This is a genomic window from Streptomyces sp. BHT-5-2, from assembly GCF_019774615.1.
In the GTDB taxonomy this organism is placed as follows: domain Bacteria; phylum Actinomycetota; class Actinomycetes; order Streptomycetales; family Streptomycetaceae; genus Streptomyces.
Window position 1 is genome coordinate 1,735,172 of record NZ_CP081496.1, and the last position, 17,891, is coordinate 1,753,062.

At 71.8% G+C, this 17,891-nt stretch carries 17 protein-coding genes and 4 pseudogenes; 10 read left to right on the forward strand and 11 right to left on the reverse strand.

Annotation, left to right across the window (positions count from 1 at the left end; all coding sequences use genetic code 11):
* Positions 1-25 precede the first annotated feature (25 nt).
* Complete coding sequence (locus tag K2224_RS07615) at positions 26-1,957, forward strand: ABC transporter transmembrane domain-containing protein (RefSeq protein ID WP_399017953.1); 1,932 nt, start codon at positions 26-28, stop codon at positions 1,955-1,957.
* A gap of 56 nt (positions 1,958-2,013) precedes the next feature.
* On the opposite strand, the gene K2224_RS07620 is transcribed toward K2224_RS07615, so the two are convergent.
* Positions 2,014-2,724, reverse strand: coding sequence for a TetR/AcrR family transcriptional regulator (locus tag K2224_RS07620; RefSeq protein ID WP_221905851.1), 711 nt, complete (start codon positions 2,722-2,724; stop codon positions 2,014-2,016).
* 170 nt (positions 2,725-2,894) lie between these two features.
* Between K2224_RS07620 and K2224_RS07625 the strand changes: the two genes are divergently transcribed.
* The gene (locus tag K2224_RS07625) at positions 2,895-3,374 is read left to right on the forward strand and encodes a nitroreductase family deazaflavin-dependent oxidoreductase (RefSeq protein WP_221905852.1); all 480 of its coding nucleotides are present in this window, start codon (positions 2,895-2,897) and stop codon (positions 3,372-3,374) included.
* Positions 3,375-3,416: 42 nt separating this feature from the next.
* Here the strand turns inward: K2224_RS07625 and K2224_RS07630 are convergent, their stop codons facing one another.
* Positions 3,417-3,866, reverse strand: a complete 450-nt coding sequence (locus K2224_RS07630) for a DoxX family membrane protein (protein ID WP_221905853.1) — start codon at positions 3,864-3,866, stop codon at positions 3,417-3,419.
* 171 nt (positions 3,867-4,037) lie between these two features.
* Here K2224_RS07630 and K2224_RS07635 point away from each other — a divergent pair, with 171 nt between their 5' ends.
* Positions 4,038-5,312, forward strand: a complete 1,275-nt coding sequence (locus tag K2224_RS07635; protein ID WP_221905854.1) for an amidohydrolase family protein — start codon at positions 4,038-4,040, stop codon at positions 5,310-5,312.
* Here K2224_RS07635 and K2224_RS07640 read toward each other — a convergent pair.
* From K2224_RS07640 to K2224_RS07650, 3 genes are all read right to left on the reverse strand, one after another.
* Positions 5,291-6,055 carry a glycosyltransferase gene (locus K2224_RS07640; RefSeq protein ID WP_221905855.1) on the reverse strand — a complete coding sequence of 255 codons (765 nt, stop codon included), beginning with the start codon at positions 6,053-6,055 and terminating at the stop codon, positions 5,291-5,293. The two genes, K2224_RS07635 and K2224_RS07640, sit on opposite strands and share 22 nt — an antisense overlap.
* A 3-nt stretch (positions 6,056-6,058) precedes the next feature.
* Complete coding sequence (locus K2224_RS07645) at positions 6,059-6,847, reverse strand: GntR family transcriptional regulator (protein ID WP_221905856.1); 789 nt, start codon at positions 6,845-6,847, stop codon at positions 6,059-6,061.
* Positions 6,848-7,059: 212 nt separating this feature from the next.
* Entirely contained in the window at positions 7,060-8,379 is a 1,320-nt protein-coding gene (locus K2224_RS07650; protein ID WP_221905857.1) for a PP2C family protein-serine/threonine phosphatase, read from the reverse strand.
* 327 nt (positions 8,380-8,706) lie between these two features.
* Here K2224_RS07650 and K2224_RS40315 point away from each other — a divergent pair.
* Positions 8,707-8,909 (forward strand): annotated as a pseudogene (locus K2224_RS40315) (alpha/beta hydrolase); the annotation flags it as partial.
* 12 nt (positions 8,910-8,921) lie between these two features.
* Here the strand turns inward: K2224_RS40315 and K2224_RS07655 are convergent.
* From K2224_RS07655 to K2224_RS07675, 5 genes are all read right to left on the reverse strand, one after another.
* Positions 8,922-10,223, reverse strand: coding sequence for an APC family permease (locus K2224_RS07655; protein WP_221905858.1), 1,302 nt, complete (start codon positions 10,221-10,223; stop codon positions 8,922-8,924).
* A complete protein-coding gene (locus K2224_RS07660; protein ID WP_221905859.1) occupies positions 10,220-10,600 on the reverse strand; it encodes a cupin domain-containing protein in 381 nt (126 codons plus the stop codon). Before K2224_RS07660 ends, K2224_RS07655 begins: the two co-directional genes overlap by 4 nt.
* A 5-nt stretch (positions 10,601-10,605) precedes the next feature.
* Positions 10,606-11,334 carry a YqcI/YcgG family protein gene (locus K2224_RS07665; RefSeq protein WP_221905860.1) on the reverse strand — a complete coding sequence of 243 codons (729 nt, stop codon included), beginning with the start codon at positions 11,332-11,334 and terminating at the stop codon, positions 10,606-10,608.
* A gap of 265 nt (positions 11,335-11,599) precedes the next feature.
* Positions 11,600-11,752: a hypothetical protein gene (locus K2224_RS07670; RefSeq protein ID WP_221909969.1), complete on the reverse strand. Its 153-nt coding sequence runs from the start codon at positions 11,750-11,752 to the stop codon at positions 11,600-11,602.
* Positions 11,753-12,296: 544 nt separating this feature from the next.
* Positions 12,297-14,771 (reverse strand): heavy metal translocating P-type ATPase, encoded by a 2,475-nt coding sequence (locus K2224_RS07675; RefSeq protein ID WP_221905861.1) that lies wholly within the window; start codon positions 14,769-14,771, stop codon positions 12,297-12,299.
* Between the two features lie 235 nt (positions 14,772-15,006).
* Here K2224_RS07675 and K2224_RS07680 point away from each other — a divergent pair, with 235 nt between their 5' ends.
* The 6 genes and pseudogenes from K2224_RS07680 to K2224_RS07705 all read left to right on the forward strand — a co-directional run.
* On the forward strand, positions 15,007-15,264 hold the full coding sequence (locus K2224_RS07680; RefSeq protein WP_260692377.1) for an SHOCT domain-containing protein: 258 nt from the start codon (positions 15,007-15,009) through the stop codon (positions 15,262-15,264).
* A 34-nt stretch (positions 15,265-15,298) separates the two neighbouring features.
* On the forward strand, positions 15,299-15,562 hold the full coding sequence (locus K2224_RS07685; RefSeq protein WP_221905863.1) for a DUF2892 domain-containing protein: 264 nt from the start codon (positions 15,299-15,301) through the stop codon (positions 15,560-15,562).
* Positions 15,559-15,765 carry a hypothetical protein gene (locus tag K2224_RS07690; RefSeq protein ID WP_221909970.1) on the forward strand — a complete coding sequence of 69 codons (207 nt, stop codon included), beginning with the start codon at positions 15,559-15,561 and terminating at the stop codon, positions 15,763-15,765. The genes K2224_RS07685 and K2224_RS07690 overlap by 4 nt, the downstream gene beginning before the upstream one ends.
* 267 nt (positions 15,766-16,032) lie before the next feature.
* A pseudogene (locus tag K2224_RS40320) lies at positions 16,033-16,251 on the forward strand (isoprenylcysteine carboxylmethyltransferase family protein); the annotation flags it as partial.
* A gap of 120 nt (positions 16,252-16,371) precedes the next feature.
* Positions 16,372-17,055: a DUF305 domain-containing protein gene (locus tag K2224_RS07700; protein ID WP_313904761.1), complete on the forward strand. Its 684-nt coding sequence runs from the start codon at positions 16,372-16,374 to the stop codon at positions 17,053-17,055.
* 36 nt (positions 17,056-17,091) lie between these two features.
* Positions 17,092-17,264: pseudogene (locus K2224_RS07705) on the forward strand (IS5/IS1182 family transposase); the annotation flags it as partial.
* On the opposite strand, the pseudogene K2224_RS07710 reads toward K2224_RS07705, so the two are convergent.
* Positions 17,265-17,849, reverse strand: a pseudogene (locus K2224_RS07710) (TetR/AcrR family transcriptional regulator); the annotation flags it as partial.
* Positions 17,850-17,891 lie beyond the last annotated feature (42 nt).

Consider the following 17,891-nt stretch of genomic DNA (forward strand, 5'->3'; position numbering starts at 1 on the left):
GCGGCCCGTACCGCACGTGGCGATCATGGATCTGCGCAGAGAACGCCCGTATCCCGCCCCGGAGTCCGCCGGGTCGGTACCGGAACCGGTACCGGACCCCGCCGGGGGCCGGTCGCCGACGCAGCAGCCACCGGCAACGGCACCCGAACCGCCGCAGCCCCCGCACGCCCAACTCCCCACCGACGCCCCCATCCTGACCCGCCACGTCGGGCCCGTGGAGGCGTTCCACCGCTTCTGGCCGCTGACCCGGGGCGACCGCCGCTGGATGCTGCTGGTGGGGGTGTTCGCCGTCATCGCGGCCCTCGCCGAAACGATCACGATCCTCCTCTTCGCCCAACTCACCGACCAGGCCCTCGCCAAGGGCTCGGTCAGCGCCTTCTGGGACCCGGCCGGCACCTGGCTCGCCGTCGCGGTCACCGGCGCGGTGGTGGGTTACCTCGGCAGTTCCCTCGCGGCCTGGACCGCGGAACGCTTCCTGCTGCGCCTGCGGGCCCGCGTCTTCACCCACCTCCAGACGCTCCCGCCGCACTTCTTCCAGCGCAACCGTCGCGGCGACCTCGTGGAACGGTTGACCGGCGACGTCGACGCCATCGAACGCCTCGTGGTCAGCGGCCTGGTGAGCGCCTGCACGGCCCTGTTCAGCGTGCTCTTCTACGGCGCCGCCGCGCTCTGGCTGCGCTGGGAACTGGCGCTGGCCACCTTCGTCGCCGCCCCGGTCTTCTTCGCCGCGACCCGCCGCTTCACCGGCCGGCTGCGCGTGGTCTCCCGCCGTCTGCGGGCGGCCGACGGCGCCCTCACCTCCGTCGTCGAGGAGACGCTGGTCAACGTCGTCCTCACCCAGGCGTACAACCGCCAGCGCGACGAGGAGGCCCGCCTGGGCCAGGTCGCCCTCCGCTGGCTGCGCGCCTCCGTCGTCAGCGCCCGCCTCAACGCCCTCTACGAGCAGCTCGTCGAGGTGCTGGAGACCCTCTGCGTGCTGGCCATCATCGGCCTCGGCGCCTGGGAGATCTCGGCCGGCCGGATGACCCTCGGCCAGCTCCTCGCCTTCGCCGCCTTCATCGGCTACCTCTACCCGCCCATCCGCTCCCTGGGCCAGCTCGGACTGACCGCCACCGCGGCCACCGCCGCCGCCGACCGCCTGCTGGAGATCCTCGACGCCCGCCCCGCCGTCACCGACCCGCCGCCCTCCCGCACCACGCCGTTCCCGCACCGCGCCCGCGGCGAACTCGCCGTGCGCGCCGTCACCTTCCGCTACCCCAACGCCGCCCCCGACCAGCACGCCCTGGCCGCGCTCTCCTTCACCGCGCACCCCGGCGCGTTCCTCGTCGTCACCGGCCCCAGCGGCGCCGGCAAGTCCACCCTCGCCGCCCTCCTGCTGCGCTTCTACGACCCGGACGCCGGCAGCATCCGCCTCGACGGCATCCCGGTCGACCGCCTCTCCCTCGCCGACCTGCGCCGCAACATCACCCTGCTCCCGCAGCAGACCCTGGTCCTCCACGACACCATCGCGCAGAACATCGCCTGCGGCCGCGACAACCCCGTCCCGACCGACCGCGAGGTCGTGCTGGCCGCCCAGGCCGCCGACGCCCACTCCTTCATCACCGCCCTCCCGGACGGCTACGACACGGTCATCGCCCCCTCCACCGCCGCCCTCTCCGGCGGCCAGCTGCAACGGGTCGCCATCGCCCGTGCGATGCTCCGCGACGCCCCGGTCCTCATCCTCGACGAGCCCACCACCGGCCTCGACACCCTCGCCGCCCAGCGCATCCTGGGCCCCCTGCACCGCCTCGCCGCCGGCCGCACCACCCTCGTCATCACCCACGACCTCGACCTCGCCACCACCGCCGACCACATCCTCGTCCTCGACGAGGGCCACCTCGCCGAATCGGGTACCCACCCCGAACTCCTCGCCCGGGGCGGCCTGTACGCGGAGCTGTTCGAGGGCCGGCGAAGCTGACGGGCGCGGCCCTCGGGCCGACGGCCGCGGCCGGTGTGCGGAGTGTGCTGTGGCGGCTACCCCTCGCCGTCCCCGAGCCCGACAGTCCGGGCAAGCCGGGCGACGGCCTGCTCGAAGAACGCCTCGCGGGCCTCGACCACCCGGTTGAACTGGCCGAAGACCTCGAAGCTCACCAGCCCGAAGAGCTCGGCCCAGGCCGCGACGGCCACCGCCAGGACGGGCGCGGGCAGCCGCACATCGAGCGTCTTGCGGAGCTGCTCGGCGTCGTCCAGGACCTCCTGCGGGAGCGGCGGACCGGCCGGTGCCGCTGTCCGGGTCCCGCCGGCCGGCTGCGCGTCCTCGACCACCCCGAGCAGTGCGAGCCCGACGCGGGCCGCGGAGGCGGTGGTGTCCTGGGGTGCGGCATAGCCGGGCACGGGCGAGCCGTAGATCAGCGCGTACTCGTGCGGATGCGCGAGTGCCCATCCGCGGACCGCGCGGCAGACCGCCGTCCACCGGGCGACGGGTGCGGTGCCGGCCTCGGCGAGGGCGCGCTCGGCCGCCTCGCCCACGGCGTCGTAGGCGTCGATGATCAGCGCCGTGAGCAGCTCGTCGCGGCTGGGGAAGTACCGGTAGAGCGCGGAGGAGACCATCCCGAGTTCGCGGGCCACGGCCCGTAGCGACAGTTTGGCCGCCCCCTCGGTGGCGAGCTGACGGCGGGCCTCGTCCTTGATGGCCGCGGTGATTTCTCTGCGTGCGCGTTCCCGCGCTCCCTGGATGGCGCTCATGACGCCCCAGTCTGCCAGTTACGGAAGCACCGACCAATACCGAGAGCACTGCTCTTGCTTTGCCGGTCGATCGCGTGCACACTGATCCGCACAGAGAGCACTGCTCACGGTTTGTTGACCGGGCAGATCGCTCGCACCCCCGCCCGCCCTCTCGTCACCGGAGGCTCCCCATGAACGCGGAAACCAGCCGGCACGCAGCCACCCGGCCCCACGTCGTCAAGCCGGGCTGGCTGACCGTCCACGTGATGAACCGGTTCGTCGGCTGGTTCACCCGGCGCGGCGTCAGCGTCTTCGGCTCCCAGGAGCTGGCGGTCCGCGGCCGCAAGAGCGGCGAGTGGCGCCGCACCCCGGTGAACCCGCTCACCGTGGACGGCCGGCAGTACCTCGTCGCGGCGCGCGGCCACGTCCAGTGGACCCACAACATGCGCGCCGCGGGCGGCGGCGAACTCCGCCTGGGGCGCACGGCGCAGGCGTTCACCGCCGTCGAGGTCCCGGACGGCGAGAAGCCCGAGCTGCTGCGCGCCTACCTCAAGCGCTGGAAGGCGGAGGTCGGCGCCTTCTTCGACGGCGTCGGCCCGGACTCCTCCGACGAGGCCCTGCTGCGCATCGCGCACAAGCACCCGGTCTTCCGCATCACCCTCACCGACTGACGCCTCCCCCGGGTCCCTTGTGTCCCCTGGCCCCCGCCACCGCTACACGAACAGCCCCAGAATCCTGTCCAACGACCAGTCCTGCCAGCACATGGCGAAGAGCCCGGTCCCGGAGATCAGCGCCATCATCAGGTTCTGCCCCTGCTCACCCCAGTCGTGGATCATCAGCACCAGGTAGACGAGGTTGAGGAGCAGGCCCGCGGTCAGGGCGACGGGTGTCAGCAGTCCGGCGATCAGGCCCAGACCCAGCGCCAGTTCCGCGTAGGCGACGACATGGGCCATCAGCCGCGGGCGCGGCCGGACGATGCGGTCGAAGCCCTTCCGGACCGCGGGCCAGCGGTGTTCGGCCGCGATGCCCGCCGCCCAGGTGATGCCGCCGCCGGCGAACCAGCTCTTCTTGTCCTTGTGGCGCCAGCTCTCCAGCCACCACAGGCCGAGGCCGATGCGGAGCACCGCGAGCCATTCGGCACCGTCGAGCCAGATCGTCCGCATGCGAACCGCCCTTCTCGTTCCGCCCCACCGATCTGATGGAGCGTCAGTTCAGCGGAAGGCGCCGGAGAGTGCAAGAGGCCGAGTTTCCCGATGTCCCTTGTGATTGCGGGGGCGAACTCCTAACCTCCGAACTGACGGAGCGTCAGATCGCACGGTAGTTGGGGGTAGAGCATGACCAGCGGCAACGGTGTCCATGGCGGCAACGGCGTCGGTGCCGCCCACGGCGGAACGGCGGAGCTCCCGAGGATCATCAGCGTGGACGACCACGTGATCGAGCCGGCGCACCTCTTCGAGACGTGGCTCCCGCGGAAGTACCGCGACCGGGGCCCGAAACCGCTCACCGCCGGCATCGGTGAACTGGCCTACGCCGGCGGCAAGTACCGCTTCACCACGGACCCCGAGGGTCAGATCACCGACTGGTGGGAGTACGAGGGCCAGCTCTTCCCGTACAAGCGCATCATCGCGGCCGTCGGCTTCTCCCGCGACGAGATGACGCTCGACGGCATCACCCGGGACCAGATGCGGCGCGGCTGCTGGGACCCCAAGGCCCGCCTGGCGGACATGGACGTCAACCACGTCGAGGCGTCGCTGTGCTTCCCGACCTTCCCGCGGTTCTGCGGCCAGACCTTCGCCGAGGCCGACGACAAGGAGGTCGGGCTGGCCTGCGTCCGCGCCTACAACGACTGGATGGTGGAGGAGTGGTGCGGCGACAGCGGCGGCCGGCTGATCCCGCTGTGCCTGATCCCCCTGTGGGACATCGATCTCGCCGTGGCCGAGATCAGGCGCAACGCCGCGCGCGGCGTCCGGGCGGTCACCTTCAGCGAGATCCCCACCTACCTGGGCCTGCCGTCCATCCACTCCGGATACTGGGACCCGTTCTTCGCGGCCTGCGAAGACACCGGGACGGTGGTGAACATGCACATCGGTTCGTCGTCGCAGATGCCGGCGGCCTCCCCGGACGCGCCGCCGGCCGTCCAGGCGTCACTGAGCTTCAACAACGCGATGGCCTCGATGATGGACTTCCTCTTCAGCGGGGTACTGGTGAAGTTCCCCCGGCTGAAACTCGCCTACAGCGAGGGCCAGATGGGCTGGATCCCGTACGCCCTGGAGCGGGCCGACGACGTCTGGGAGGAGCACCGGGCGTGGGGCGGGGTGAAGGGCCTCATCCCCGAGCCGCCGTCGACGTACTACTACCGGCAGATCTTCTGCTGCTTCTTCCGCGACAAGCACGGGGTCGAGGCGATCAGGACGGTCGGCGTCGACAACGCGACCTTCGAGACCGACTACCCGCACGTCGACTCGACCTGGCCGCACACCAAGGCCGTGGCCGCCGACCACGTCGGCCACCTCCCCGCCGACATCGCCTACAAGCTCCTCCGCGGCAACGCCATCCGCATGCTGGACCTCCCCTTCGACCGCGACCGTCAGTCGTCCGCGGCCGGGTAGCTCCACCGGAAGCGGGCCAACTCCCGGGCCCGGGCCTCGATGACGGCCATGCGGGCGGTGCGCTCGGCGGCTTCGAGGTGCGACGCCTGGCCGGTCAACTGCCCGGGCCACTTCCGGTAGAGCAGCCCGACCTCCGACGAGAACCAGCCACGGCTGGTGGCGTTCAGCGCCAGCAGCAGCCCGGTGTCCTCGGAGGCCGGCAGGGCCATCCAGCCCCCCAGTGCCAGCAGCAGGGCGCGCCGGGCGAAGAGGGACGCGGGGTGGACCTGCGCATAGAAGTCGTGCGCCGCCCAGTAGTCCAGGACGGCGCCGCACTCGATCGGCCCGTCCTCCGGTTCCCCGTCGAAACCCACGGTGGAGCCGTCCGGCAGCAGGTCCAGGACGCGCGAGGTCGCCCAGCCGATGCCGGGATCGCCTTCGAGGGCGGCCAGGTCGCGGGCGAGCGCACCGGGCGCCAACTGGTCGTCGGCGTCCAGGACCTTGACGTACTCGCCCGCCGTCCGCGCGAGGGCGAGGTTGCGCGCGACGGCCGGGCCGCCGGGCCGCCCCTGGCCGAACGTCACCCGAGGGTCGTCGCCCGGAAGATGCGGAGCGACCTCCGTGCTCCTGCCGTCCTCCTGGACGACCCAGTGCCACTCCCACCCGTCGGGCAGCTCCTGCCGGCGGAGCGACGCGTACGCCTCCGGCAGGAAACGCGCGGAGGGGGCATGGACGGCCGTGACGACGAGGATGCGCCGGCGCACGGCTCACCACCTTTCCAGGGGAGTCGTGAACCGGAGCTCCGTGCGGTCCCCGGGCAGGACGAGATCGGCGACGTCCACGGCGCGGCCGTCGGTGTCGTAGGAGACCTTGCGGAGCACCAGCACGGACGTGCCGGGCGGCAGCTCCAGCTCCTCGGCCTCCTCGTGCGTCGGCGGACGGGCGGTGACCCGCTCCTCGACCCGGTCCAGCTCGATGCCGACGGAATGGAGCTGGCTCTGCGAGCCCCCGGGCCACGGCTCCTCGGCCGCGTCCAGCAGGTCGGGGTTCCCCGCGATCAGCTCGCGGACGAGGTACGAGGTCACCAGGCTGAAGGGCGCGCGCTCGGCGGCGCACCGGGTCCGGTAGTCGCGTTCGAGGAGCACCGTGCCCTCGGGGACGCCGAACACCCCGGCGAGGTCCGCGTCGGCCGGGCACTCGCGGTAACGGGCCCGGAAGACCAGCTCCTCGGACGCCAGGCCGGTGTCACGCTCGGTCGCCCCGGCCCGCGCCCGCTGCTCCCGGGGGGCGCGGGCCCGGTCCTTCTCCCACTGGTGGCGGAGGTTGCTGCGCCGGGCCATGGTGCGCGGGCGGCGGACGAACGTGCCGATGCCGTGCCGCTTCTCGACCAGGCCCTCGTCCCGCAGCGCGCGGAGCGCCTCCCGGACGGTCGGCACGCTCCGGCCGAACCGCTCGGCGAGCGCCGTCTCGGCCGGCAGCCGTTCACCGGGCGCCGGCCGCCCCGCGCGGATGGCCGCGCGAAGCTCGTCCGCGATCCGCTCGTACGCCGCTGCCATCACCGCTCACCGTTTCCGCGTTCCGCCACCGAACGCCCCGGCCCTACGGCGGGGCGGCCCGCGCCATCACCACCGGCTCCCCATCACCCAGGCTACGACCTCATGAGGACATGAGGACATGAGGAGCGGAGGACGTGAGGAGTCCAGTACGCGGCGGAGCAGTCCGGTGGCCGCCGGTGGCCGCCCGGTGGACGCCGATCGGATGGGTGCGGTTACGCACGGGGTGGGGTGCGCAGGGCCAGGATGGCCATGTCGTCGTGGCCGTCGCCGGGGTGCTGGTCGGCCAGGGTCCGGCAGAGCGCGTCCAGGGGCAGCTCGGCGTGAGCGGCGGCGATGCGGGCGAGGACGTTCAGACCGGCGTCGAGGGAGTGCCGGGGATGTTCGACCAGCCCGTCGGTGAAGAGGATCACGGTGACGCCGGCGGGCAGGGGGTGGGTGTGGTCGGGGCGGGGCTGGGCGATGTCGACGCCGAGGGGGACGCCGGGGTCGGCGTGCAGATACTCGGTCCGGGCGTCGGGGGTGATCAACAGCGGTGGGAGGTGGCCCGCGGTGCTCCAGCGCAGCGTCCAGGCGTCTCCCGCGGGCTCGATGCGGGCCAGACAGGCGGTGGTGACGGGGTTGTCGGTGATCGCGGACAGGGTGCGGTCGAGCTGGGCGAGGACGGCGCTGGGCGGGGTGCGCCGCTCGTAGAGCAGGGCGCGCAGCATGTTGCGGGTCTGCGCCATGGCGGCAGCGGCGTGCATGTCGTGGCCGACGACGTCGCCGATGACGGCCGCGCAGGCGTGGTCGGGCAGCAGGACGGCGTCGTACCAGTCCCCGCCCAGGAGCCCGGGGGCGGTGGCCGGCCGGTAGATCGCGGACGCGGTGAAGGGCCGCAGGTCGGGCAGGTGGGGCAGGAGCAGGCGCTGGAACTGTTCGGCTCCGGCGCGGACCTGCTCGAAGAGGCGGGCGTTGTCGATGGCCACGCCCGCGGCGCCGGCCAGGGCGAGCACCACACTCTCGTCGTGCGCGTCGAAGGGCTGCCCGTCCAGCCGCTCGGCCAGGTACAGGTCCCCGTAGATCTCGCCACGCACGCTGATCGGCACACCGAGCAGGGTGCGCATCGGTGGATGTCCGGGCGGGAAGCCGGCAGCGTGGGCGTGGGCCGGGACGTTGTCGGTCCGCAGCGGTTCGGGGTGGTGGATCAGGTGGCCCAGCAGCCCCCGGCCCTGTGGCTGCCCGACACCGGCCAGGTCGGCCACCTCGCGGTCGGTGAGGCCGACCGGGATGAACTCCGACAAGCCCGTGTGCTGCTCGTCCAGTACGCCCAGGGCGCCGTAGCGGGTGCCGACCAGGTCCATCGCGGTGGTGACGATGCGGCGCAGCACCACGGGCAGCTCCAGCTCCCGGCTGATGGTGAGCGCGGCGTCCAGCAGCCCCTGGAACTGCTCCTGGGCGTCGGCCAGGGCGCGGAGCCGTTCGGTGACGCGGTCCCACTCGGCGTCCAGGCGCAGCCGCAGCGCGGGCGGCAGCGGGTCCTCTCCCTGCTCCATGTGCGGCTCTTTCCTGCCATGCCCTGTCAGGCCATGGTTCGGACGGCGCATGCCTCGGTGCCGGCGGCGTGGGCGCCTTGCTGTCCACGATAAGGAAGGCGGTCGCCCGCCGCCGCCGCTGCCGCTGCGCCTGGACGCTCGGCTCGCCGGCCATCAGACGTATGCCGGTACCGACCGGCCACCCGCGCCCGTCGCCCCGTCCACCCCGACGGCCGCGACCGCCGTGCGCCGTCCGTGCCTGCGCCGTCCGTGCCTGCGTAGGCTCGTCGGCGCGGCTCGTTCCGTGCGGTCGGAGCCCCGGGCGGACCCCGGCCGCGGCAAGCCGGTCCGGACATCTGCCGCTTCGAGGTCCACTCCGACGGCCACGGTCTCCCTTTCCACCGGCACCGCCCCGAAGTCTTCGCTCCCGCGGCCGACTTCATCCCGGGCACGCTGTGCGGGCACCCGTTGTCCCGCCCGGTGACGGACACGCCTTGGCGGCCCCGCCGCCGCTGGGTCAGCGGATGCCGGAGGCGGCGGGGGTCGGCAAGCGGCAGGGCGGGTCAGCGCGCCTTGCGCATCGAGGAGAGCGCGCTGCCCAGCGCGAGCAGCACGGCCGCGTACGCCAGTTGGGCCAGGCCGAACATCGCGCCGGCGATGAGGGCGAGGCCGACGGAGACGACGATGCCCAGGACGCGGTGGCTCGCCCGGAACAGCCGGGCGTAGACGAGGGCGCACAGGAAGTAGAGCAGGAAGAAGTTCTTCCCCGCCACGGAGAGCAGCCCGCCCAGCGACGACCAGCCGAACGCCTCCGTCGCGATCACCACGAGGAACGCCGTGGTGCAGGCGACTACCGCGGTGCGCGGGTTCTCCCCCTGGTGGAGCCGGGCCAGCGGGCTGGGCAGCAGCCCCTCGCGGGCGCTGGACATCACCAGCCGGGAGGCCCCCCACACCGCGCCGACCAGGTTGGCCAGGATGATGACCACGCCGAGCACCGCGACCAGCCAGCCGACGGCGGGCGAGGCGGCCTGCGCGACGACCGCCTGGATGGGTGCGCTCGCCGTGGTGGCGGCGTCACGCGGCAGCAGGCTCTGTACGCCGAGGGCGAGCAGCACGTACATGACCGTCACGATCAGGAAGCTCAGGATGACGGCACGCGGGAAGTCCCGCCGGGGGTTGGCGTACTCCTCGGTGGTGAAGGAGAGCATCTCCCAGCCCGTGAAGGCGAAGAAGACCACCCCCATGGCCTGGGCGCCCGTGGTGAGCGACGAGAACGTGGCCGGTGGCAGATGGCCGGCCGGGGAGGCGTGGGTGAGTGCCAGGATGCCGACGCCCAGCAGTCCGAGGGTGAGCGCGGTCGCCAGCACGATCTGCACGCCGGTCGACAGCCGGACCCCGCTGAACACCACGGCGGCGGCGACGCACAGCAGCAGGGCGGCGGCCGCCGGCCGGGGCAGGCCGGTGAGCCCCGGCAGGACGGTGAGGTAACCGGCCCCGGTCAGGGCGATCGCCGGGATGCCGAGACCGAAGGTGCCGACCGTGAGCAGTTCCACCCCGGCGGCCAATCGGCGCCCGAACGCCGCCTGGACGAAGCCGGCGACGCCGCCCGCGCCCGGGTACGCCGCGCCGAGCCGGGCGAAGACGATGAGCAGCGGCACGGTGACGGCGGCCGCCAGACCCCATGCGTACAGCGCCGCGCTGCCGGCCTGCCGATAGGCGATGCCGGGCAGCACCAGCGCACCGCTGCCGACCACGATCGTGATCGCCAGCGCGATCGCGCCGGGTAGTCCCAGATGGCCGCGGAGGCGGGCCCCCTCGGTGGTCTCCGAGGGGGCCGCCGCGGCGGAGTCGCCGGTTGTCGTCATGCCCGTCCCTGTGCGAACGAGGGGGTGGGGTGCGGGAATTCCGCGGGTTCGAGGAAGGTCGTACGGGCGGTCCGCCCGTTCTCGGGGCGGATCATGTACACCACGTCCGTGGCCCCGGCGACCGAGCCGTGCCGCGTACCGGCGGGCAGGGTTATCCACGTACCGGGCTCACAACGCCGCTCGTGGTACTCGCCCTGGCCGTCCACCCAGAACAGCAGGACCTCGCCGGATATGACGAAGAGTTCCTCGTCCAGGCTGTGGTGGTGCCAGTTGTGCGTCTTGCCCGCCTGGTCGTGCTGTAACTCGAAGCTCCCCTGCTCGGGGAGGAGCCGCAGCAGTTGTGGGCTCAGCTCGGGGGTGGGCTCGATGGTGAACACGGGGCTCATTCCATGCCTTTCGTGGACTGGGTGAACGGGCAGCGGCCTTCCGCGGCGTGCGACGCGTTGTCGTCGTCGAGGAAGTACTGCGTCCACTCACGGTTGCCGGGGGCGCCGAAGCTGCCCAACAGGGGCGTCGGCGGCAGCGTGTCGTAGTCGCTCAGCCGCGCCCGGATGATCTTCCGGGCGTTCTTGCCCTGCGCGGAGTCCTCCGCAAGGTCGTCGAAGACGAACCGCGGCTGGAAGGTGATGGCGAGCGACTCGAAGTACCGGCTCGCCCGGCGCTCATGCGCGGGAGTGTTGGCGACCACGAACATCGGCATGCCCGCGAAGCAGAACTCCCATTCGGGATCCTCGGTGTCGGTGGAAATCCCCTCGGGCCACGGCTCGGTGTCGACATTGTGCAGGTCTTGCAGGATCTGCCAGAACCGTCGTCGGTAGCCCTCGTACGTCCCGGCTTCCTCTTCCGGCTGGAAGAAGGCGACGAGCGAGGTGCGTTTGCCGAGGCTCGGCGCCTGGGTGACGAATTCGGTCATCGCCGCCGCCAGGGAGGAGACGGCGGAGTCCCGGGGGACGAAGGTGTACCGCAGCGTCTCGCGCCGCACCGCGTCCACCCCGAACACGCAAGGGAACAAGTTGTCTTGATCCAGCATGCGCCTGGTGAACCGGTCGACGGCATCCTGCTCCCAGGGTATGGAACGGGACTCCGTCGGCTTGCTGAGCAGACTGGTCAAGGTCGTTAACTCTGAGGTCATCACGAGCCCTTCCTGTACTGGTCATGGGTGTGGTGCCGGCGTGCGCGTGCCAACGGCGGTGGCAGAGGCGGGCGTGGTCGAGGCAGCTGCGGCCCTCGGGCATGCCGAGGCCCAGCAGGGTCTGCTTCTGGGCCGTCAGATCCCGGGCGACGGTGGAGCATCGGGCGTAACCGGTGAGCAGGCCGCCGTGGGCACCACCGGCCGCCGGGTCCCCGGAGTCGTCCTGCGGGGCCGGAATGAACGGCTAGGCGTCGCCGGCCCTGAGCGGGTTGTCCTGGCCGCGGGCGGTGAGGGTGAGCGCGTCCACCGCGGTCGGCCCGGCCGCGGCGAGCCGCAGCGCACGGCGGCGGACCGTGCGGACAGGGCGGGCGGCGGCGATGGCGTCGGTGCGTGGCATGTCCGGTCTCCCCCGTTCGGCGGAGGCTGTGGCGCGCTCCGCGGTCCGGCCCGGTGCGGTGGGCCCGGCCCGGTCTGTCCTGTGATCGGTCCACAAGATTGCCGAGCGCCGCTAACGTCTGCCTAACGCCCCGTGCGGCGGCGGTGTTCAACCGGCTCCGCCGCCGGGGTGCCCGCCCCGGCCACCGGGCTCCGGTGTCCTCCGCCGACAGCGGCGTCAGTCGCCGCCGGCAGCACAACGGGCCTGGCGGCGGTCGGGCGATCCGCGACCGGCTGCCCGACCGCAAGGTCGTCTTTCCACGCCCGCGCTCTCTTCGTCCCCGGCGGTGATCGGCTGAACGTGGGTGTACCAGAGCAATGGCCCGTATCTTCTGGGGAGTTCGAGGCTCGGGCCCGCGGCACGGGCGAGGACGCCGTTGCCGCTGCGTTCGTCGAAGCGTGTGCACAGGCTGTGGACCGGGCGAAGAACCCGGGAACGTACGGCGACTGCGGCGATTGACGACTTCCAGTGGGGGCTGGGCCGGCGAACCGTCCAGCCCTCGCTTTCATGTGCGCGGTGAACGTGGCGGGTTGGTGCTGTGCCAGTGGCGCAGGCGGGAGGAGTTGGTGACGACGGAGAGGGAGGAGAGTGCCATGGCTGCTGCGGCGAGGATGGGGCTGAGGCGGATGCCCCACAGGGGGTAGAGGGCGCCGGCGGCTACGGGGACGCCGACCGCGTTGTAGACGAGGGCGAAGAACAGGTTCTGCCGGATGTTGCGCATGGTGGCGCGGGAGAGCCGGATGGCGGTGACGACGCCGGTGAGGGAGCCGGAGATGAGGGTGATGTCGGCGGCCTCGATGGCGACATCGGTGCCGGTGCCGATGGCCAGTCCGACATCGGCGGCGGCAAGCGCCGGTGCGTCGTTGATGCCGTCGCCGACCATGCCGACGGTGCGGCCCTCGCGTTGCAGGCGGCGGATCTCGTCGGCCTTGTGCTCGGGCAGGACCTCGGCCAGTACGCGTTCGACGCCGACCTGGGCAGCGACGGCGTGGGCGGTGCGGGCGTTGTCGCCCGTGATGATGACGACGTCCAGGCCGAGCTGCTGGAGTTGGGCGATGGCGGAGGCGGAGTCGTCCTTGACGGTGTCGGCCACCGCGAGTACGCCCGCGGGATGGCTGTCGATCGCGGCGAGGACCGGGGTCTTGCCTTCGGCGGAGAGGCGGCCCGCAACCGGTCCGAGTGTCTCGGCGTCGATGCCTGCGTCGGTGAGCAGTCGGGCGGTACCGACCAGGACTCTGCGGCTGTCGATGGTGGCTCGGACTCCCTTGCCGGTGACCGAAGTGAAGTCCGTCGCGTTCGGCAGCGCGAGGCCGCGCTCGTGGGCACCGGTGACGATCGCCGCGGCGAGGGGGTGTTCGCTGGTCTGCTCGGCGGCGGCCACCAGCGTCAGGAACTCGTCCTCGGTGCAGTCGTCGGTGACGTGGAGGTCGGTGAGGACGGGTTTTCCGGCGGTGACGGTGCCGGTCTTGTCGAGCACGACGGTGTCGAGTTTGTGGGCGGTCTCCAGGGCTTCGGCGGAGCGGATGAGGATGCCGGCCTGGGCGCCCTTGCCGGTGCCGACCATGACCGACAGCGGCGTGGCCAGCCCGAGTGCGCACGGGCATGCGATGATCAGCACGGAGACGGCGGAGACCAGGGCGAGGGTCAGGGCCGGAGTGGGCCCGAGGGTGAACCAGATGGCGAACGTGGCGATGGCGATGGCGATCACGACGGGGACGAAGTAGGCGGAGACGGCATCGGCGAGCCGCTGGATCGGGGCCTTCGACGCCTGGGCCTGCCGCACCAGGCGGATGATCTGGGCCAGCATCGTGTCGGCGCCGACCTTGTTCGCCCGTACGCGCAGGGAGCCGGTGCCGTTGACGGTGGCGCCGATGACGGTGTCCCCGGCCCGTTTGGTGACGGGCATCGGTTCACCGGTGACCATGGACTCGTCCACCGGCGAGGAGCCGGCGAGCACCTCGCCGTCGACCGGGACCTTCTCGCCGGGGCGGATGACCAGTTCGTCCCCGACGACCACGTCCGCCACGGGGATCTCCTGTTGCTCACCGTCGCGGATCACCCGGGCGGTACGGGCCTGAAGCCCGAGCAGGGCGCGGATGGCCTCGCCGGTGCCGGCCCTGGCCCGGGCTTCCAGCAGGCGCCCGAGAAGGATCAGGGTGAGGATGACGCCGACCGCCTCGAAGTACACGCCGCGCACGTCCACCGGGAAGAGGGAAGGGGCGAGGGTGACCAGCAGGCTGTAGCCGTAGGCGGCCGAAGTGCCCAGGGTGATGAGGGAGTTCATGTCGGCGCCGCGGTGGCGCAGGGTGAGCCAGCCCGTGGAGTGGATGGGCCAGCCGGTGTAGAGCATCACCGGGGTGATCAGGGCGAGTTGCAGCCAGTGGTTGAGCAGTACCGCCGGTACCCAGTCGGCTTTGAACAGCTCGTGGGCCATGACCGCGAACAGCACCGGTAGGGTGAGGACGGCGCCGAGGGCGACCCGGCGCGTCAAGTCCGCGATCTCCGCCTGTCGTTCGGCGGTCTCGGCAGCCTCCGTTTCGGCTGCCGGCTCCTCGGGCTGCCCCTGGGCCCGTTCGGCGGGTGCGGCCGCAGGGGCCGTCCCCTCGGCTGGTTCGACCACGAGGGTTCCGCGGATCATGTTCATCCCGCAGGCGAAGCCGAAGGATCCAGCCCGGTCAGGGCTGACCCGCACCGTGGTGCGGGCGTAGGCGGGCAGGGCGGCGCTGGTGTGCAGGTCGGGGAAGACCACGCGGGAGGTGCACTCGCCGGTCTCCTGCCGGTCGAAGACCAGCTCCGCGGGTATCCCCTGGCGCAGCACGATCACGTCGGGGCTGTAGCCGCCCCGTACGGTGATCTCCGCCCGCTGCACCCCGCCCTCGACACGTGCGGTGCGGGCCTTGCGGGGCCCGAAGAAGAACCACCCCAGGGCCGCGACCAGCCCGGCGGCCACCAGCGCCACAACGATCTCGGCGACACCCATGGCGGGCCTCCGTCCGTGCCGGACTCCCCTTCACCTTCCAGCGTGCCCCGGTCCGGGAAGACGGGCCCACCGGTCCCCGGCAGGGGCCGTCCGGACCCCTTCGACCTCCGCCCCCGGGAGGGAGCATGAGAGGAAGGCCAGCTGCGGGCGCCCGCCTCAAGCAGCCGCTGATCCGGGGAAGTGAACCGCGATGATGTACTGGTACGGACACGGCGGCGGGTGGATGTGGCCGTGGATGCTCGTCGGCAACCTCCTGTTCTGGATAGTGATCATCGTCGTCGCCATCCTGATATTCCGCGCTTTCACCCAGCGCCCTGGGCCACACAACAGCGGACAGCCTGGCTGGGGCACCCCACCCCCGCCTGGCTCCCCCGGTCCTGGTGCCGAGCAGATCCTTGGCGAGCGGTACGCCCGCGGCGAGATCGACGAAGACGAATACCAGCGGCGCCTGGCCACCCTCCGAGGCAAACCACCAGGCCCGACGCAATCCTGAAACGGAAACCTCCCAGCACCCTCGGGAGTTCGCCATGACCGCACCCACGACCGGTGTCCCCGCGTGGCGCACGGTGAACATCAGCCCTCCAGAACGCGCTGGCCGCGCCATCGTGGGCCTGGCCGCCGCCGTCACCGCGATCGTCCTCCTCACCACCGCCTCCAGCGCACTCGCCGTGGCGCTGGAGGTGCTGCTGTTCCTGGCCGGCCTGGACCTCCTCGTGACCGGCGCCAGTGGCCACTGCCCGCTCTACGCCAAGCTCGGCCATACCCCCCGGTCCCTGCGGAGCCGGCCATGACCACTCACCGCTCTACACCCGACAAGCGGAGCAAGCACGGCTGGATGATGCTCGCCTGCTGCGTCCCGGTGATCATCGCGGCGCTCGTCCTGGTCGCTACCGGCATCCTCAGCCCCGGCTTCCTCCTCGTCGCGATCATGTGCACGGCCATGATGGCGCTGATGATGCGCGGCATGGACCAGGGCAGCGGTGGCCGCTCCTGACCCGTACGGGCCTCGGCGATGACCATCACCGCGCTGATCGGCGCCCTGCTCCTGGCCGGGTGGCTCTGGTGGGCTGTCCGACACGTGGCTGTTTTCTGCCGGCGCTGCCCGCCCCTGGCCCGGCCGTGCGGGCGTGACGCCGTCCGCGCCGCCGCAGAGCGCCGCCTTGCCCATAGACGCGACACCCGGCAGATCGACGAGGCCGCCTACCGCGCTGCGATGGACGCGCTCACCCGCAGCAGGCCCACCCCAGGGAGGTGAGGACGCATGGCCGACGCTGCCTACGGCCTGTGGCCACTGGTCGTCTTCAACACCGCGTTGTTCGTCGTCTTCGCCGTCGGCTTCTTCCACCCCAAGACCAAGCGGGACTGGCGGGCCATGGGTGCCTACAGCGCGTTCCTGCTCGCGCTGTTCACCGAGATGTACGGCGTCCCGCTGACCATCTACCTTCTCGGCGGCTGGCTGGGCAGCCGGTTCCCGCTGCTGAAGAACACCCACGCCGGCGGGCCGGTGTGAAAAAGCGGCTCTGCGGCGCGGCACACTCGGGCACGGTTCCTCGTCCGCGTACAGGTATGCCCAGATACCTTCGCGCCGTCAGGAGCCCTCATGATCATGAAGACTTCCCGTTCCTTGCCCCGCCGCGCGGCAGCGATGACGGCTGCCGCAGCCGTCGCGGCTCTCGCCTTGACCGCCTGTGGCAACGGCACCAAAGCCAGCGAAGCACTTCCCGCGACCCCCGCCGCGCCTTCCGGCACCACCGCATCCGCGCCGGCTTCCGCCCCCGCAGGCCGGCACAACAAGGCCGACGTCGCCTTCGCCCAGGGCATGATCCCGCACCATCGCCAGGCCGTCGCGATGGCCGACATGGTCGTAGCCCACGGCTCTTCGAACGAGGTGAAGGCCCTCGCTGAGAAGGTCGAGCAGGAGCAGAGCCCAGAGATCCAGACCATGACGACGTGGCTCAAGTCCTGGGGTCAGCGCGTCCCCCAAGGCATGAACGAGATGCCCGACATGGGGCACGGCGGCCCTTCGGCCATGCCCGGCATGATGAGTGACCGACAGATGAATCAGCTGAAGGGCACCTCCGGCGCGGCCTGCGACAGGATGTTCCTCACGATGATGATCGAGCACCATCAGGGTGCGATCGAGATGGCCAACACCGAGAAGCGGCAAGGCGCTTACGGCCCGGCCAAGAAAATGGCCCGCAACATCGTGACCTCGCAGACCGCCGAGATCGCCCAGATGCGCAAGATGCTCGGAACTGGCGTGCCGTCCCCTACCGGCCACTAGGCGTTCTGACTGGCAGGGTTGTTCACACGGCCGATGGGTGGCCGGCCCGCCGGCTTTGACCCGGCATGCTGTGCCCGCAGGAACGAAGCCGAGCGGTTGATCAACCAGTTGAAGCTCTACCGCGCCGTGGCCACGCGCTTCGACGACAGGGCGTACGTCCTTCAGGCATCGTGACCGTTGCCGCCGCACGTCTGTGGCGCTGCTCCTGACTGGCCGCCCACCAACGCGGCCACCAGGCGCGTCATAGGGGGCCGTGGGTCAGGTGTGCCCGGCCAGCTGGTCATCAGGAGGTGGTGGGCGGTGCCGACGATGGCGAGGGCCACCGTGCACGGGTCTGCGGTCTCCGCCACCCGGCCAAGCTCCCGCTCGTCCTGTAGATAGTCGGTGATGGCTTCCTGGATCGCGGTGAAGCCGGGCGCCCCGCCTTCCAGGGCCTCGCGAATACGCAGCGCGGCGGCGGGGCGGGTCATGGCCAGGCCCGAGATGGCGGGTCCGCCGGAGTCGAGCAGCGCAAGGGCGACGGCCTCAAGGTTCCTCGCCACCGTGCCCTGTCCGGCAAGCCCCGAAAGCGCCTGCGCCTGCGCCGCCGTCCGCGCGAACCGGTCGAGGCAGAGCTCGGCCACGAACTCGTCGAACCCGGCGAAGTGCGTGTGCAACAGTCCCTTGGCGCAGCCCGCTTCGGTCGTGACGGACCGGCTGGTGAGCGCGCCAGGCCCATCCCTTTCCACGACGCGCTCAGCGGCCGCGAACAGCCGCTCGCGTACGTCCGGCGTCGCCACTCCGCGCGGTGACATGGGCCCCTCTCTTCCGTCCTGCCTCCGTCGCCCTCATGGGGG

What these genes read in the sequence shown, in the direction of transcription:
- K2224_RS07615 (WP_399017953.1), top strand. Translation starts at nt 26, where the DNA reads ATGGATCTGCGCAGAGAACGCCCGTATCCCGCCCCGGAGTCCGCCGGG.
- K2224_RS07620 (WP_221905851.1), bottom strand. Translation starts at nt 2,724, where the DNA reads ATGAGCGCCATCCAGGGAGCGCGGGAACGCGCACGCAGAGAAATCACC.
- K2224_RS07625 (WP_221905852.1), top strand. Translation starts at nt 2,895, where the DNA reads ATGAACGCGGAAACCAGCCGGCACGCAGCCACCCGGCCCCACGTCGTC.
- K2224_RS07630 (WP_221905853.1), bottom strand. Translation starts at nt 3,866, where the DNA reads ATGCGGACGATCTGGCTCGACGGTGCCGAATGGCTCGCGGTGCTCCGC.
- K2224_RS07635 (WP_221905854.1), top strand. Translation starts at nt 4,038, where the DNA reads ATGACCAGCGGCAACGGTGTCCATGGCGGCAACGGCGTCGGTGCCGCC.
- K2224_RS07645 (WP_221905856.1), bottom strand. Translation starts at nt 6,847, where the DNA reads ATGGCAGCGGCGTACGAGCGGATCGCGGACGAGCTTCGCGCGGCCATC.
- K2224_RS07650 (WP_221905857.1), bottom strand. Translation starts at nt 8,379, where the DNA reads ATGGAGCAGGGAGAGGACCCGCTGCCGCCCGCGCTGCGGCTGCGCCTG.
- K2224_RS07655 (WP_221905858.1), bottom strand. Translation starts at nt 10,223, where the DNA reads ATGACGACAACCGGCGACTCCGCCGCGGCGGCCCCCTCGGAGACCACC.
- K2224_RS07670 (WP_221909969.1), bottom strand. Translation starts at nt 11,752, where the DNA reads ATGCCACGCACCGACGCCATCGCCGCCGCCCGCCCTGTCCGCACGGTC.
- K2224_RS07675 (WP_221905861.1), bottom strand. Translation starts at nt 14,771, where the DNA reads ATGGGTGTCGCCGAGATCGTTGTGGCGCTGGTGGCCGCCGGGCTGGTC.
- K2224_RS07680 (WP_260692377.1), top strand. Translation starts at nt 15,007, where the DNA reads ATGCTCGTCGGCAACCTCCTGTTCTGGATAGTGATCATCGTCGTCGCC.
- K2224_RS07685 (WP_221905863.1), top strand. Translation starts at nt 15,299, where the DNA reads ATGACCGCACCCACGACCGGTGTCCCCGCGTGGCGCACGGTGAACATC.
- K2224_RS07690 (WP_221909970.1), top strand. Translation starts at nt 15,559, where the DNA reads ATGACCACTCACCGCTCTACACCCGACAAGCGGAGCAAGCACGGCTGG.
- K2224_RS07700 (WP_313904761.1), top strand. Translation starts at nt 16,372, where the DNA reads ATGATCATGAAGACTTCCCGTTCCTTGCCCCGCCGCGCGGCAGCGATG.